Here is a 15,134-nt window from a genome sequence, read left to right on the forward strand (position 1 = left end):
ATCTTTACAATCCTAATCGAAAGATATGTTAAAATAAAGTAAAATACATCGAAGGAAGTGACATTTTATGAAGAAAATTTGTGTTTATGCTGGTTCAAATCTTGGGAATAGAGAGTCATTTAGTCTTCAAGCAAAAAAACTAGGTACCTTATTTGCTAGTAATAATATAGATTTAATATATGGTGGATCAAGACTAGGGATTATGGCAGAAATCGCAAATGAAGTATTAAAACAAGGTGGAAATGTCATTGGCATTATGCCTGGTGGATTATTTCGTGGAGAGGTTGCCCATAAAGGGCTAACGCAATTCATTGAGACAGAATCAATGCATGAGCGTAAAGCTTTAATGAACGAGATGTCCGATGGGTTTATTGCATTGCCGGGCGGAATTGGTACTTTCGATGAATTATTTGAAATTATTTGTTGGGCACAAATTGGAATCCACAATAAGCCAATCGGTTTATTAAATGTTGATAACTTCTTTAGCCCTGTGTTAGATTTACTTAAACATGCTATAAAAGAAGGATTTATGAACGAAAATACACTTTCATTATTTGTTGTTGCAGAAAATGCAGACAACCTATTAAAACTAATGCAAAACTATGAGCCACCTGTTATGCAAAATAAATGGAAGCAATTAGAAGGCAAGTAATTTATGTTTTTTGTACTTTGTCTACCCACAATTTTGTGGGTTTTTTGCGTTTTATTATGAGTTTTAATCAAATTCTTGCAGATTTAGAGGGATTCTAGATCAACGAAGTTCACAACTTTATCCACAATGTTCGATATAAATTCGTACTTTTCAGTCTGAATTCATTAGTTATCAACATATAAAGTCCACCTGAATTTGAATCCAATGACTTTATGAATAAAAATCACTACTTTATAGACATTGTTCACAGCTTTATCAACAAAGTTAACATGATGTTGCATTCTATCCACAACCAATATTTTGCAAAAAAAAAGGGCTCTTTATGAGAGCATCCCTTTATCAGTCAATTTTCTTGCTTTCTTCTATTTTTAAACCATTTTGCTGGGCTCAATTTTTTACGATAGTTCGTCATAACATCTTTACCTACAAATACTCCACCAATCCAAAACATTCCTTCTCCAAGAATAACTAATAGAGCGATCAGACCAGCTTTTAAGCTCCCAGAAACAGGTAAAAAAGGTAAAGCAAAGATTAATAAATATGGGATAAATGAGCCAAATACTAAGTAATATGGTATTCTTTTCATAAAGTTCTCCTTTCAATTCCTTCCATGAGAATAGCATTAATTATTGAGAAAAGGAAGGGGAAAACATTATTGTTAGTAAGAGATTATTGCATATATAGGAGGCCTCAAGATGAATCGAGATATTGTTCTTGAGCTAAAAAGCGTAAATAAGACGATTAGTAATCAAGAGATTATTAAAGATATTAGTTTTGAATTATATAAAGGTGAAGTTTTAGGCTTACTTGGGCCAAATGGTTCAGGAAAAACTACGACAATGCGAATGATTGTTGGACTTATGAGTATAACGAGTGGTGAGATCTATATCCAAGGCAATTCAATTAAGGAGAACTTTAAAGAATCGATCAAACATATCGGAGCAATGATTGAAACTCCTGCATTTTACCCTTTTTATAGTGGGTATAAAAATCTAATGTATTTTGCTCGAATGTTAGAAGGTGTTTCAAAGGAGAGAGTTCTTGAGGTTATTGATTTACTTGGACTTTCGAATGCCATACATAAAAAGTTTTCAACCTATTCCTTAGGGATGAAGCAAAGATTAGGAATTGCTCAAGCATTATTACATAATCCTTCAATTTTAATTTTAGATGAGCCAACTAATGGATTGGATCCGGCTGGGGTAAGAGAAATCCGTGATTATTTAAAACAGATTGCTGAGGTCGAACAAACAGCAATCCTACTTTCTAGTCATCTATTATCTGAAATAGAATTGATTTGTGATCGCTCAATTATTATTCAAAATGGTCAATTTGTTGAATCAATTGATTTGAATGATAAAAGTGGTGAGAAGTTATTTATAGAAATAGTTGTAAAAAGTACGAAAGCTTTTGAAAGTAGCTTTACAAACAGAGATAGCAAGTACAATTTTGACATTATTAATGATCAATCAATTATTTTTGAAATTGATAAGGAAGAGATTCCTGCATTAATGAAAGAGTTGGTACTGGCAGGAATAGAGATTTATTATGTAACTCGCAAAAAAGAAAGGTTAGAAGATTTGTTCATTCAATTGACAGGAGGAAATGTCATTGAGTAATTTTATACGATTAATAGAGAACGAATTACGTAAAATATTCGTTCAAAAATCATTTATTATAACGTTAATTTTACTATTTATCCCGATTATTGTTCTAGGAAGATGGGATTATGTAGAAAAAGTAAGTGGTGTAGCTAAGGCTGAAAATTGGCGAACAGAATTAAAAATAGATAATAAAAAAATAGAAGAAGTTTTAGCAGAACAAAACTCTTCAGACTTACCAGCATTTGCAAAAGAGCAAAAAGAAACATATGAGATCAATAAGTATCGTCTTGTACATAATATTTCACCAATTCAACAACATACTGTGTTGGACTTTGTGAAAAAAGGTGCGGTCGTCACAAAGTTTATAGGAATTCTTCTTATTTATTTTGCAAGTAATATGATGTCAAAAGAGCATCAATGGAAAACGATTAATTTCTTGCTCGTTAAACCATCAACAAGACGAATGATCTATTATGCAAAATTTTTAAGTTTGGTAATATTATATTTCATCTTTTCTTTTGCAATCATCATCTACTCATTTATTATAGGTAGTGCATTAAACGGCTTAAAGTTTAGTGCACAACCGGTATTACAATATGTAAATAACCATGTAGTAGAGCAAGGTATTTTACCAAGTTTACTAAACGATTACTTAATTGATCTACTACCATACTTGTTCTTTGTTGCAGTTGCTTATTTCTTATCAACTATTCTAAGGACAAGCAGTATTTCTTTGTTAATAAGCATAATCCTACTAGCAACTTCAGATGTGATCGCAACATTATTAAAAGCAAAAAGCTGGTCTAAGTTCTTACCATTTATGCATACTGATTTAACGGTTTACACAAAGGGGATCAATATAGAAAACGGCATGAGAATTGAATTTTCTATAGCAGTATTGGTCATTTATATTATGATATTTCTTGTTACTGCTGGCGAACTCTTTAAGAAGAGGGATGTTGCTGGGCAATAGAAAAAAGGATAAGGTACATGCCTTATCCTTTTTCCCTATTCTTATCTTTCCTTCAGCATTGAGCCGTATGGAATAGTGTTAGTAGTAGATGTTTTGTAAATCGAGCAAACGTTGACTTGTGCAGATTTGTTATACTCCCATTTTAGACATGCGTTTTGGTTGTATTCTACTGATGAATCAGTTGTGAAGAAAATAACTGCTAGACTGAAAATGGTAAATCCACCGATTAGGCCTCGTTTAATTTCATCGCAATTTTCTTTAAGCCATAGAATAGATTTGCGCATATACTCCTCCAAGAGTTTAAAATAAATATAAGTAATTCATTCTATGAACAAAAAGGGTAAGATAATACAAAACTATGGATAAGTTTAACTAGAATAATATTCCAAATAGAAAAGCATCTTTGCCCAAGCAAAGATGCCTTTTTTATAACTATTCTATTTTAGTCCTCTTGTTTCAGTAATCCATATAAGAATATATTCATAATTTCATCTACTACTTCTTTTTGTTGGATATATTGTGAGGTTGTTTGGTCCATATTTAAAAAAGCTTGGCTTAAGACTTGGATATAGATTAGTAATGTTTTGTTTTGAACCTCATTTCGAACTAAACCTAGTGAACGACCTTCATCGATTAGCGAGGTTAGCAATTTGAATGATTTGTTCATTGTAAAATCTAAAACTAATTCTTGAAGTTCAGGGTCTTTTTTCATTAATGCTGTAAACATTTCAAGATTAATTATATCAAGACCGTTTTTCTTACGTATAAATAATTCCTTAATTTTTTCATTAAATGGAATATCACTTGAAAGCATTTGTTTTGTTTCTTCGTATTGATGATTCATTAATCGAATAATTGTAGCTTTTAGTAGGGCTTCTTTACTACCATAATAATTGTAAATTGATACTTGTGATACATTCGCTAATTTTGCAATATCTGCTATTTTTATATCATTTAAAGGTAATGATAATAATTTAGTTGTACTTTTTTCAATGCTCTCCATCTTCTGCAGAGTTCGTTTTTTATATCCGTCCAAAATCGATACCTCCGTCATTATCTATACAATAGTATATCATGTTTTGAAATGTTTTATTAAAATTATTTCAAAACATATTCTCTTTTTTAGAATTGAGGTATATACTAGTTTTGTAATAATCACGATGGAATATTTCAAAACAAAGCGGGAGGTTCATCTATGTACGCGATTGAAATTAATAATTTAACGAAGACCTATGGCAATTCAAGGGGAATCACAGATATAAGCTTCAATATAGAAGAGGGAGAAATATTCGGATTCATTGGTCCAAATGGTGCAGGTAAATCAACTACAATTCGAACTTTACTTTCGTTAATTTATCCTACGAGCGGTAGTGCTAAAATATTTGGAAAGGACTGTATACAGTTTGCTCCAGAAATAAAAAAAGAAATCGGTTATTTGCCATCTGAAGTTTTTTACTATGACAATATGAAAGTGATGGATTTGCTAAAATACTCTGCTAGTTTTTATAAAAAAGATTGCACGAAGCGAATAAAAGAATTAGCGGAAGTAATGGACCTCGATTTAACGAAGAAAATTGATGATTTGTCTTTAGGTAATAAAAAGAAGGTAGGGATTGTCCAAGGATTACTTCATGAACCGAAGTTAATCATATTGGATGAACCGACAAGTGGTCTTGATCCTTTAATGCAACAAAGATTTTTTGACTTATTAGAGGAGGAAAACAAAAAAGGAGCAACGATTTTATTTTCATCTCACATTTTAAGTGAAGTTCAACGCTTATGTGATCGAGTTGCAATTATTAAGGAAGGTAAGATTGTGACAGTAGAAAAAATAAGCACATTACAAGAAAACAATTACAAACGATTTAAAATAGATATCCAAAATAGACTGGATCCAAATTACTTTAATATGCCGGGGGTAAATAATATTGAGGCAAAAGGGAAAACAATTAGCTTTATTTTTAAAGGCAATATAAATATAGTTTTAAAGAAAATAGCGGAAATCGAAATTGAAAATTTATGGATTGAAGAGCCTGACCTGGAGGAAATTTTCTTGCATTATTATGAAAAGGAGGCCTAATAAGCAATGAATATTTTTTTACACGAATTAAAAGCTTATCGGAAATCCACCCTCATTTGGACGGCTTCTTTAATGGCAATCGTCGTTTTTTTCTTGTCTTTATTCCCAGCTATTGCAAAGGACTATGTAGAATTCTCAAAAGTGTTAGAGGGTTATCCTGAAGGGGTAAGAAAAGCACTTGGACTTGAAATAGAGAGTTTTGGGAATATTTTAGGATTTTATTCCTATGTATTTATTTATATTTCCCTATGTGGAGCGATTCAAGCGATGGTTTTAGGGACTTCAATTATTTCAAAAGAAGTACGTGAAAAAACAGCCGATTTTCTTTTAACAAAACCGGTAACTAGAACAAAAGTTATGACTTCAAAGATTTTTGCAGGTATTGTTTCATTAGCGATTACAAATGTATTCTATCTAGTTGCAACTATTATGATGGCTCAGCATGTAAAAACTGCTGATTATAGTAGTAAGTCAATTATATTACTCTCTGTATCGCTGTTTATTACACAGTTACTATTTTTTGGAATAGGTATTTTAATATCAGTTGTATTTCCAAAAATCAAAGCGGTACTATCAATTTCTCTTGCGATTGTTTTTGGATTTTTCGTAGTTGGTATGGTAGTAGCTACGGACGAAAGCAATGCCAAACGTTTTCTATCACCTTTTAAATATTTTGAACCGAAATATATCATTGCTCATTCAAAATTTGAATCACAATTTTTAATTTTGTCGCTTGGAATTATTATTGTTTCAATCATTGCAAGCTACATGATTTATAAGAAAAGAGATATTCACGCGGTATAACTTATAGGAAAGGGAGGGTGGAAATGAATTTATTTTTAAGAGAAATGAAGACATATCGTAAATCGATTATTTTTTGGTGTATCGGAATTGTTTTTTTAGTAGGTAGTGGAATGGCAAAATATAAAGCTACAGCTTCCAATGGCCAAATAACCGATCTTTTTAATCAAATGCCGAAATCTCTTCAAGCTATAATGGGCTCTGGAGCACTAGATTTATCAAAGGCAAGCGGATATTTTGGCATCTTAGTTTTATATTTATATTTAATGGCAACGATTCACGCGGCAATGCTAGGCGCTAATATAATTGCTAAAGAAGAGCGAGATAAAACAGCAGAGTTTTTATTTGTAAAACCTATTTCTAGAATTAAGATCATAACTTCTAAATTAATGAGTGCTCTAGTAAACATTCTTATTTTTAACGGTATTACGTGGATATCCAGTGTACTAATAGTAGGTAAGTATAGTAAAGGTGAGAATGTAAATGGTGATATAGCAGTGGTAATGGCTGGGATGTTTATTTTACAGCTATTATTTTTAGTAATTGGTTCTGCTATCGCTGCAGTTTGTAAAAATTCTAAAAAGGCTGCCTCTTATGCGACTGCTATTCTACTAATCACATTTATCATATCAATTGCAATTGATTTGAACGATCGGATTGAAGGCTTGAAATATTTTACACCGTTTAAGTACTTTGAAGCGAAAGATATTATGTATGGTGGAGGATTTAACGGTATTTATACAACTATTTCGATCGGATTAATCATTATATTAACAATTGTCACGTATGTTTCGTTTAAGAAACGGGACTTACATTTGTAGGGAAAAGCATTTAAATAGAAGAATAAATTGTGTCGAAATCTAAGATAGGAATATTTTGGATTGTTGACACTTTTTTTATTAAATATTATATTCAGAAAATATTGACATATATTATTAATCGCAATACCTTTAATATAGTAGGTTATTTCTTGCAAGGGGGTAAAACAAGGGGATGTTTCAACCAACAAAAGAATTTGCAGAATTTCTAGATCAAAAAGATTCATTATCAAATTATCGAGATGAGTTTTACTTACAACCCAATACTATCTATTTAGATGGAAATTCGCTAGGACTGCTTTCAAAAAGAGCAGAACAAAGTTTACTAGATTTATTAGATTCATGGAAGACACTTGCAATCGATGGGTGGATGCAGGGCGATCATCCATGGTATTATTTTGCAGAAAAATTGGGAGCATTAAGTGCACCATTAGTCGGAGCAAAAGAGAATGAAGTAATTGTAACTGGTTCAACAACTACAAATCTTCATCAATTAATTGCATCTTTTTATCACCCAAATGGTCAAAAAACGAAAATATTAGCGGATGAATTAAACTTTCCGTCAGATATTTATGCTATTCAAAGTCAATTAAAATTAAAGGGCTTTGATCCAGCAACTCACTTAATTCAAGTTAAAAGCCGTGATGGTCGAACAATTAGAGAAGAAGATATTATAGAAGCAATGACTGATGAAATTGCCTTAATTATTCTTCCAACTGTTTTATACCGAAGCGGACAATTATTCGATATAGAGAGATTAACAAAAGCTGCACATGAGCGTGGAATCATTATTGGCTTTGATGGATGTCATTCTGTTGGCGCAATCCCTCATCAGTTCCATGAATGGAATGTGGACTTTGCTTATTGGTGTAATTATAAGTATTTAAATAGTGGTCCAGGTGGAGTGGGAAGCTTATTCGTTCACGAAAAACATTTTGGGACTATGCCTGGATTAGCTGGTTGGTTCGGTTCAAATAAAGAAAAGCAGTTCGATATGAAGCATGAATTTGTTCCGTCTGATACAGTTGGTGCTTATCAAATCGGTACCCCGCATATTTTAAGCATGGCACCGCTTGCTGGTTCACTTGAATTGTATAAAGAAGCTACAATTGAGAGAATTCGCGAAAAGTCTTTACACAGTACAGCTTATTTAATGAGCTTAATCAATGAAGAATTAAATGACTTTGGTTTTACAATTGGTAATCCACTCGAGGATTCAGATCGTGGTGGACATGTTTGTCTTGAACACGATGATGCTGCAAGGATTTGTAAAGCATTAAAGTTAAATGGGATTGTTCCAGACTTTAGAGCACCAAACGTAATCAGATTAGCACCAATTGCATTTTATACTTCTTATGTAGATGTTTGGAATAGTGTACAGATCTTAAAGAAAATCATGGTTGAGAAACAATATGAACAGTTTAAGAATGAACGAGAAATCATCGCTTAGGAGTTGTGTAAAATGACATTAATTGATATTTCAAGAAGACTTGAAGATGGTATGCCTGTATGGCCAGGTGATACGAATTTTTCATTCCAATTGAGTTGGACAAAAGAGGAAAGTGGCTCTGTTAATGTTGGGAAGTTAACTTTAAGTACTCATACAGGAACGCATATTGATGCGCCATTTCATTTTGATGAAAATGGTAAGAGAGTCATAGATTTAGATCCTAATTTATATGTAGGAATTGCAAAAGTAATCGAGCTGATTGAAGTAGATAGTATTAAGAAGTCGGATTTAGAAGCTTTTCAATTCGATGGTGTAGAACGTTTATTAATTAAAACAAATTCATGGAAAAATGATAGCGTTTTCCCAGAGAGAATTCCACATATTGAAAAGGATGCAGCAGAGTTTTTACATGAAAAAGGCGTTAAATTAGTTGGAGTAGATGTACCTTCAGTAGACCCACTTGATAGTAAGGAACTAGAAGCACATCATGCTCTTCATCATGCAGGTATTCATATTCTCGAATCGATTGATTTAAGAAATGTAACTCCAGGTGAGTATGAGCTTATTGCATTACCGCTACCATTAACAGATGCAGATGGTAGTCCAGTACGAGCAGTTTTACGTAAATTAGTTTAGGGGGAAAAGGGATATGACACAAGAGCAAAAAAAACTGACAGATTACGAGAAGTATATTCGAACAGAAGAATTATTAAGTTTACAAAAACCTGACGAAGAATTATTTTGTCCAGATGAATTAACGTTTCAAACGGTTCACCAAATTGCTGAGTTACATTTTAAATTAATCATCCAATCAATTCATTTTGCAGATAAACATATGCGTGCAAAAGAGGTTACAAAAGCAACACATCACTTACAACGCATTAATAATCACCTAGTACATTTACCAGCAGTTTTTGATATGGTTAAACTAGTAAGTCCAAGTGACTATCATATTATTCGTTTAGCGTTAGGAAGAGGTAGCGGTCAAGATTCTCCAGGATTTAATGAAATCTTAAAATTAGGTCCAACACTTTGGCAGCCTTTTAAAGATTTATTAGATGAAAATTTACTTACACCTGTTCAATTACATCAAGATGCAGCTAAAAACTTTGAGTTATTCCAATTAATGCAAGAATTAACTTGCTTTGATGAAAGATTCCAATCATTCCGCAGACTGCATATTCAACTTGTTCGTCGCATGATTGGTATGAATACAAAGAGCTTAAAAGGAGTTCCAGCAGAAGCATTAGAACGTGCTGTACGATTTGAATTTTATCCTGAATTATGGCAAACGGTTTGTGACTTAACAGATTTAACTGGATCAAGCTATAATCCAAAGCCACTTTAATTAAATTGTTATGATAGGAAAAACAGATTCGATTATTCGATTCTGTTTTTTTTTTACTTAAAGTGGAAAAATTGCATTATGGGTATGATAAAGCCATATGATTTTTTATTAGAGCGGGGTGAGTTCATGGAGAAAAATCTTCAAAAGCAATTAGACTTTGCTGCTTTTTTAAGTGTTATTTCCTACTTAGTTCTTGCGACTGTAAAAGTACTTGTTAGTTTTTATACAAATTCTAGTGCTCTTTTAGCTGATGGACTTAACAATGTAACTGATATTGGTGCGACTTTGGCTGTATTTATCGGAATAAGAATCGCAAGAAAACCGAGAGATTTAGATCATCCGTATGGACATTCAAGAGCAGAACAAATAGCTACTTTAATCGCGTCTTTTATTATGATGTCGGTTGGATTACAGGTTATTATTGAAAATATTCGATCACTTTTCGTTGGAGAATATGAGACTCCGAATAGACTAGCAGCTGTAGTGGCATTTGCTTCAGGAATTTTTATGTTTGGCATTTACTTTTATAATAATAAAGTTGCCAAGAGAACGAAGAGTAAAGGGCTTGAGGCATCAGCAAAAGATAATTTTTCTGATGCATTAGTTAGTTTTGGAACGACGATTGGTGTTCTAGGTGCTTCGATTGGTTTTCCTATTATCGATCCGATCGCGGCCATTTTAGTAGGTGCGATTATTTGCAAAACAGCATGGGAGATTTTTTATGATGCAACCCTTCTATTAACAGATGGATTCGATCCAGAAGAAATGAATCTCTTTACTGAAACGGTTGATAAAGTACCAGGTGTACATAAAGTTGTAGATTTAAGAGCAAGAATGTACGGAAATACAACAATCGCAGATGTAGTCATTGAAGTAGACGGCGGAATAGATGTGAGTAAAAGTCACGGCATCACTGACCAAATCGAAATGATCTTAAGTGAACAACATGGAATTCAATATACACACATTCATGTTGAGCCATTAAGGTCAGGGAGAGCAGGAAAGGATTAAGGCGGATAAAACAGGAACGGGGGATCGGAAAAGAGTTTGAATTTTTTCGATCCCCATTCAATTTAATTCATATCTTGCTTAATAAATACGATGAAAGAGATTAGTAATGCTGATATTCCCCATATTGATAAATTCATAATAGAGAAGTGCATGTTTAATCCCTCAATGGAAGGGAGTTGACCGGCTAAGTAGTCAGTTAGGCCAAGGTTTACACTAAAGAAGTATTTTGCTCCTGACCATGATGTAGCTAGTCCGCTTAGAACGCTTCCTGTTATTAAAGCGGCTAGCATAATACCCATTGCAGCTGGTGTCGTTCGAACTAATACGGATACCATAAATGAAAGAGTTCCAATGATAATACAGACAAACCAAGCAAGTCCAAATGCCATAATGATGTATTGCCATTGAGGAATCAGTTGAACTGAATCCGTTAGTAGCTGGTTATTTTTAATGATAAATCCTGTTAACACAGGTACTGACCAGCCTTTAAAACTGAAAACAAATCCTGAAACGACATATGCTAATACGCCATATAGAACGAGAAGAAAAGAGATTAATAAACAAATGGATATGTATTTACTAAGTAAGACCTTCCATCTTTTGATGGGACGGGTTAATAGTAATTTTATCGTACCGTCACTTCGCTCACCAGATATAATATCGATTGTGATGACCATGACTAATAAAGGGAGAAGTAGCCACCCAATACTTTGTTCAATTAATTTTCGTATAAATGTAGGTGCACCAGGTGTAGTAGGATTTATGTCGTTATCCAAATAATATTGCTCTTGATCAATTTGAACCTTTAACCAACTTTTCCATTCTTCAGGTATTCCTGATGAATTTAATCTATTTTGCTGGTCGACTATTTTTTGTTGAAGTGCTACCTTCCAATTATCAGTACCAAGTCTTTTAATTGTTTCTTCAGTTTGCTGCAGTTGAGCATAAACAAAAATAGGGATTAACACTGCTAAAATAAAAAAGATAACAAGTATTCTTCTTTTCCGAACCATTTTTTCAATTTCGTTAAAGACGAGTCTAATTAGTTCAGCCACGAACTTCGCCTCCAGTCATTTCCATAAATAGATCTTCCAATGTTTCAGACATTGTTTTAACGCCATTCACTTGTATATTTTGTGCTACGAATTGTTGAATGATCTCATTTATTTTAAGAGGAGACATTCGGCATAGTATAAGCTCATCCTTTACTATGATATCTTGAATCGTAGAATCCTTTTTTAATAAATCTAGCCCTTTCTGTATTGGAGAAACTCGCCATTCAACTCTTTCAGCAGCTTCCTTTACTAATTCTTTTACTGTTGAAACTCTAACCATTTTCCCTTTATTTATAATTCCTACGCGATCACAAATCATTTCGATTTCACTTAATAAATGACTTGAAATAAAAACACTTATATTTTGCTCTTTTACAAGCATATGAATAAATTCACGTAATTCACGAATACCGGATGGGTCTAATCCATTAGTAGGTTCATCTAGAATAAGAAGTTTAGGGCCTCCAAGTAATGCTTGAGCAATCCCCAATCTTTGTTTCATTCCGAGTGAATACGTTTTAACCTTTTCATGAATCCGATCTGTTAATTTTACTAAATTTACGACTTCGCTTATTTTTTTCTCATCTTTAATTCCTAACATTCTCGCAAATTGATTTAGATTTTCCCATCCAGTTAAATAACCGTATAATTCGGGATTCTCTACAATACATCCAATTTGTCGCATTGCTTCTTTGAAATGAGTTTTAACTGGATAACCAGCAATTTCAATTGTTCCTTTTGTTGGTTTGATTAGCCCCACTAGCATTCGAATAGTTGTTGTTTTTCCAGCCCCATTTGGACCTAGAAAGCCAAATACTTCACCTTCATAAACTTCAAATGAAACTTTATCGACTAATACTTTTCCTTTTATACTCTTTGTAATACCCTCTAATTTAAGCACTTTATTCATTCGACTCACCTCGAAGCTGACTTCCTATTTTACTAGTTAAGCGATTGGCCATTTCAATATAACCGTCTTTGTTCGGATGAAAATGGTCAGTGTACAAATATTTCTTTTCTTCGTTAAAAAATAAATCGAATGTTGGAATGACGTATGCATTAGTAGTTTGAAGTACCGATAATTCAAGTAGATTGTTCCATCTAGATACAAAGCTTGACGATGCATCTAATCCTTGAACATTATGAAATGGATTATAATATCCAAACGCATAAATAGATGCTGTAGTATTTTTTTGACGTATTAGTTTAAAAATTGATTGTAGATTATTTTTAAACGTTTTTTCATCTGGTCGATATGTCTTTAAAAATTGTTCGTTTAATTGATTAGCGCCAGGAAATAAATCATTACTTCCTATGGAAAGAACGATTATGTCTGCGGAGCCAATCGTTTCTTGTATATTTTTTTTCTTTAAATCATTAAGTAAATTTGATGTTTTTGCACCACTAACAGCTAAATTCGTGATCGTTGTTGGTTGTTTATACTCTTTTTGTAGAATGGTTTTTAATCTTCCTACATAACCTGTTCCTTCATCATCGCCGACACCACGAGTAAGTGAATCTCCTAATGCAACAATCTTCAGTTTATTATTTTTGTGAACACTGTCATTTTGATTATTTTTCTGTGCATTATTATTCACGATTAGTTTGCTCTTTTGAGGATTTAAAACTGAATAAGCACCTTTCACGAAGCCATATGATAATAAAAGAAAACAAAGTAATGAAATGAACATGATAAACCGAACAAAATGATTGTATTTCAAATTTTACACCACCAAAAAAGGAAAAATTTTCATTATAAAATCATTATTACCATAATAAAATTAGATTTGCACGAAAAAACCTGTCCTCAAAAAAAAGAAGACAGGTAGATTCGTTTTATGAAGCACGTTTTAATTCTTTTACTTCTACTTTTTGTTCATTATTCAAGAAGTAATATGCCATTCCGACTCCAACTGAACCACCAATCATATTTCCAAGTGTAACTGGAATTAAATTATGCAGTACATCACCAAATGTAAAGGCTACATTATGAGGCATAATATAGGATAATGTGAAGACAGCTATATTTGCGATACTGTGTTCATAACCAGAGAAGAAGAAAGCAAATACTAATAAAAAGATCAGTAACATTTTTGCTAAATCATCTTTAAACCTTGTTGGTAAAAAGCAAGCAAGACAGACAAGCCAATTACATAAAATACCTTTAAAAAATAAGTGGAAAAATGATGCGTGAATTTTATGGTCAACTACACCTGTTAAAAAATGATCGGCAGGAAAATCTTTTGCCAAACCTGTTAAAAAATAAATAATCGCAAAAATAAATGCTCCAATAATATTGCCAGAGTAACATACAATCCAGTTTTTTACTAAATCTAATTTTGTAGTTTTTTTAGCTAAAGTTGAAAACGTAAAATACATCGTATTACTAGTAAATAACTCTCCACCACCATAAATAATCATAATTAATGCTGTAGAGAAAACTAGTGGATAAGCCACAGATGAAAATGGTGAATTTTGTAATCTAAATAATTCGGCTAATTTTAAACAGACAATGAGAATAAAGCTTATATAAATAGATGCTAAGGCAGCACGAGTTAAATATTTAATTAAGCTTTGGTCTAGTATTTTCTTTTTTTTAAGAGCTAAATCAATACAATATTGGATACTATCTCGTTCCAAATGGTTTCACTCCCTATACGCTCTTTGATTAACACATACATAGTATACAAACAAAAAATGCCGATAAGATTGTGAAGTTATGAACAAATTATGAAATTGAACAAGTTATATACTATTTATTATTTTTACTTTACATTTTTAAATAATCACCGTAAAACTGGTTGAAGATATAATATAATTTCATAGTAAACAAGTTTAGGTAAAAGGAAAAATTTAAAATAGATTTTGAAAACTTACTAATAAATGGAGAGGTGATTTCGTTTGGAAAATGAATTTGAAGCAAAATTTGATGCGCTACTAAAAAAATATACGGAATTGTTATTAGGAGATTGGTCAGAAGAAAAACAAGCAAAAGTGGAAAAGTGGGTTATGTATACATACATATCAAAATCAATGCCCGCATTAGTAAAACATTGGAATGATACATATCCTCAAGCTAAAGATGAAGTTGTTAATTTAATAAAAGAGATAAAAACGTTAAATGACCAGCATAGAGAAGCGATGGCTAACAAAAATAAGCAATAATATTTATCCATAATTTTCAAAGATGACGATATATATAAATTATGATAATATAATATTAAGTAAGGGCATACATTTTTCAATAAACAAAATTCGACAAATTATTAAATAATTGTTTTAACAAATTTCAATAGATGATACATTAGTAATATATATAGAGAAAAGTAAAGTTTAATTTTG

At 32.2% G+C, this 15,134-nt stretch carries 18 protein-coding genes; 11 read left to right on the forward strand and 7 right to left on the reverse strand.

What is annotated here, in order from left to right:
- The first annotated feature begins 67 nt into the window (after positions 1 to 67).
- Positions 68 to 652, forward strand: a complete 585-nt coding sequence (locus COI44_RS14515) for an LOG family protein (RefSeq protein ID WP_098428594.1) — start codon at positions 68 to 70, stop codon at positions 650 to 652.
- 343 nt (positions 653 to 995) lie between these two features.
- On the opposite strand, the gene COI44_RS14520 is transcribed toward COI44_RS14515, so the two are convergent.
- Positions 996 to 1,238, reverse strand: coding sequence for a transporter suffix domain-containing protein (locus tag COI44_RS14520; protein ID WP_056468839.1), 243 nt, complete (start codon positions 1,236 to 1,238; stop codon positions 996 to 998).
- Between the two features lie 109 nt (positions 1,239 to 1,347).
- Here COI44_RS14520 and COI44_RS14525 point away from each other — a divergent pair, with 109 nt between their 5' ends.
- Positions 1,348 to 2,271, forward strand: a complete 924-nt coding sequence (locus COI44_RS14525; RefSeq protein WP_098428595.1) for an ABC transporter ATP-binding protein — start codon at positions 1,348 to 1,350, stop codon at positions 2,269 to 2,271.
- Positions 2,264 to 3,229 (forward strand): ABC transporter permease, encoded by a 966-nt coding sequence (locus COI44_RS14530; protein ID WP_179887132.1) that lies wholly within the window; start codon positions 2,264 to 2,266, stop codon positions 3,227 to 3,229. The genes COI44_RS14525 and COI44_RS14530 overlap by 8 nt, the downstream gene beginning before the upstream one ends.
- Before the next feature lie 41 nt (positions 3,230 to 3,270).
- Here the strand turns inward: COI44_RS14530 and COI44_RS14535 are convergent, their stop codons facing one another.
- Together COI44_RS14535 and COI44_RS14540 are read right to left on the reverse strand one after the other, a co-directional pair.
- Complete coding sequence (locus tag COI44_RS14535; protein WP_098428597.1) at positions 3,271 to 3,513, reverse strand: hypothetical protein; 243 nt, start codon at positions 3,511 to 3,513, stop codon at positions 3,271 to 3,273.
- A gap of 158 nt (positions 3,514 to 3,671) precedes the next feature.
- Positions 3,672 to 4,265: a TetR/AcrR family transcriptional regulator gene (locus COI44_RS14540; RefSeq protein ID WP_179887133.1), complete on the reverse strand. Its 594-nt coding sequence runs from the start codon at positions 4,263 to 4,265 to the stop codon at positions 3,672 to 3,674.
- Positions 4,266 to 4,424: 159 nt separating this feature from the next.
- Between COI44_RS14540 and COI44_RS14545 the strand changes: the two genes are divergently transcribed.
- From COI44_RS14545 to COI44_RS14575, 7 genes are all read left to right on the forward strand, one after another.
- Positions 4,425 to 5,309, forward strand: a complete 885-nt coding sequence (locus COI44_RS14545) for an ABC transporter ATP-binding protein (RefSeq protein ID WP_098428599.1) — start codon at positions 4,425 to 4,427, stop codon at positions 5,307 to 5,309.
- A gap of 6 nt (positions 5,310 to 5,315) precedes the next feature.
- Complete coding sequence (locus tag COI44_RS14550) at positions 5,316 to 6,113, forward strand: ABC transporter permease subunit (protein ID WP_098428600.1); 798 nt, start codon at positions 5,316 to 5,318, stop codon at positions 6,111 to 6,113.
- Positions 6,114 to 6,136: 23 nt separating this feature from the next.
- Entirely contained in the window at positions 6,137 to 6,931 is a 795-nt protein-coding gene (locus COI44_RS14555; RefSeq protein ID WP_098428601.1) for an ABC transporter permease subunit, read from the forward strand.
- Between the two features lie 172 nt (positions 6,932 to 7,103).
- A complete protein-coding gene (gene kynU, locus COI44_RS14560) occupies positions 7,104 to 8,378 on the forward strand; it encodes a kynureninase (RefSeq protein WP_098428602.1) in 1,275 nt (424 codons plus the stop codon).
- Between the two features lie 12 nt (positions 8,379 to 8,390).
- Entirely contained in the window at positions 8,391 to 9,014 is a 624-nt protein-coding gene (kynB, locus tag COI44_RS14565) for an arylformamidase (RefSeq protein ID WP_097976278.1), read from the forward strand.
- Between the two features lie 13 nt (positions 9,015 to 9,027).
- Positions 9,028 to 9,726 (forward strand): tryptophan 2,3-dioxygenase family protein, encoded by a 699-nt coding sequence (locus tag COI44_RS14570; RefSeq protein ID WP_098428603.1) that lies wholly within the window; start codon positions 9,028 to 9,030, stop codon positions 9,724 to 9,726.
- A gap of 126 nt (positions 9,727 to 9,852) precedes the next feature.
- On the forward strand, positions 9,853 to 10,737 hold the full coding sequence (locus COI44_RS14575) for a cation diffusion facilitator family transporter (RefSeq protein ID WP_098428673.1): 885 nt from the start codon (positions 9,853 to 9,855) through the stop codon (positions 10,735 to 10,737).
- 62 nt (positions 10,738 to 10,799) lie between these two features.
- Here the strand turns inward: COI44_RS14575 and COI44_RS14580 are convergent, their stop codons facing one another.
- The 4 genes from COI44_RS14580 to COI44_RS14595 all read right to left on the reverse strand — a co-directional run bounded on the left by COI44_RS14580 (position 10,800) and on the right by COI44_RS14595 (position 14,432).
- Positions 10,800 to 11,759, reverse strand: coding sequence for an ABC transporter permease (locus COI44_RS14580; RefSeq protein WP_286163934.1), 960 nt, complete (start codon positions 11,757 to 11,759; stop codon positions 10,800 to 10,802).
- A 25-nt stretch (positions 11,760 to 11,784) separates the two neighbouring features.
- Positions 11,785 to 12,702, reverse strand: a complete 918-nt coding sequence (locus tag COI44_RS14585) for an ABC transporter ATP-binding protein (RefSeq protein WP_098428605.1) — start codon at positions 12,700 to 12,702, stop codon at positions 11,785 to 11,787.
- Complete coding sequence (locus tag COI44_RS14590) at positions 12,695 to 13,513, reverse strand: GDSL-type esterase/lipase family protein (protein WP_286163926.1); 819 nt, start codon at positions 13,511 to 13,513, stop codon at positions 12,695 to 12,697. Before COI44_RS14590 ends, COI44_RS14585 begins: the two co-directional genes overlap by 8 nt.
- A 115-nt stretch (positions 13,514 to 13,628) precedes the next feature.
- Positions 13,629 to 14,432, reverse strand: coding sequence for a formate/nitrite transporter family protein (locus tag COI44_RS14595; RefSeq protein WP_098428606.1), 804 nt, complete (start codon positions 14,430 to 14,432; stop codon positions 13,629 to 13,631).
- Between the two features lie 261 nt (positions 14,433 to 14,693).
- Between COI44_RS14595 and COI44_RS14600 the strand changes: the two genes are divergently transcribed.
- The gene (locus COI44_RS14600) at positions 14,694 to 14,957 is read left to right on the forward strand and encodes a DUF2573 family protein (protein WP_097976287.1); all 264 of its coding nucleotides are present in this window, start codon (positions 14,694 to 14,696) and stop codon (positions 14,955 to 14,957) included.
- The last annotated feature ends 177 nt before the right edge of the window (positions 14,958 to 15,134 follow it).

The sequence above is a fragment of the Bacillus sp. AFS088145 genome (genome assembly GCF_002564465.1).
GTDB lineage: Bacteria > Bacillota > Bacilli > Bacillales > Bacillaceae_G > Gottfriedia.

Excerpts from the sequence above, each read along its gene's own strand:
- COI44_RS14515 (WP_098428594.1), top strand. The coding sequence starts at position 68 with ATGAAGAAAATTTGTGTTTATGCTGGTTCAAATCTTGGGAATAGAGAG.
- COI44_RS14520 (WP_056468839.1), bottom strand. The coding sequence starts at position 1,238 with ATGAAAAGAATACCATATTACTTAGTATTTGGCTCATTTATCCCATAT.
- COI44_RS14525 (WP_098428595.1), top strand. The coding sequence starts at position 1,348 with ATGAATCGAGATATTGTTCTTGAGCTAAAAAGCGTAAATAAGACGATT.
- COI44_RS14535 (WP_098428597.1), bottom strand. The coding sequence starts at position 3,513 with ATGCGCAAATCTATTCTATGGCTTAAAGAAAATTGCGATGAAATTAAA.
- COI44_RS14545 (WP_098428599.1), top strand. The coding sequence starts at position 4,425 with ATGTACGCGATTGAAATTAATAATTTAACGAAGACCTATGGCAATTCA.
- COI44_RS14550 (WP_098428600.1), top strand. The coding sequence starts at position 5,316 with ATGAATATTTTTTTACACGAATTAAAAGCTTATCGGAAATCCACCCTC.
- COI44_RS14555 (WP_098428601.1), top strand. The coding sequence starts at position 6,137 with ATGAATTTATTTTTAAGAGAAATGAAGACATATCGTAAATCGATTATT.
- kynU (WP_098428602.1), top strand. The coding sequence starts at position 7,104 with ATGTTTCAACCAACAAAAGAATTTGCAGAATTTCTAGATCAAAAAGAT.
- kynB (WP_097976278.1), top strand. The coding sequence starts at position 8,391 with ATGACATTAATTGATATTTCAAGAAGACTTGAAGATGGTATGCCTGTA.
- COI44_RS14570 (WP_098428603.1), top strand. The coding sequence starts at position 9,028 with ATGACACAAGAGCAAAAAAAACTGACAGATTACGAGAAGTATATTCGA.
- COI44_RS14575 (WP_098428673.1), top strand. The coding sequence starts at position 9,853 with ATGGAGAAAAATCTTCAAAAGCAATTAGACTTTGCTGCTTTTTTAAGT.
- COI44_RS14585 (WP_098428605.1), bottom strand. The coding sequence starts at position 12,702 with ATGAATAAAGTGCTTAAATTAGAGGGTATTACAAAGAGTATAAAAGGA.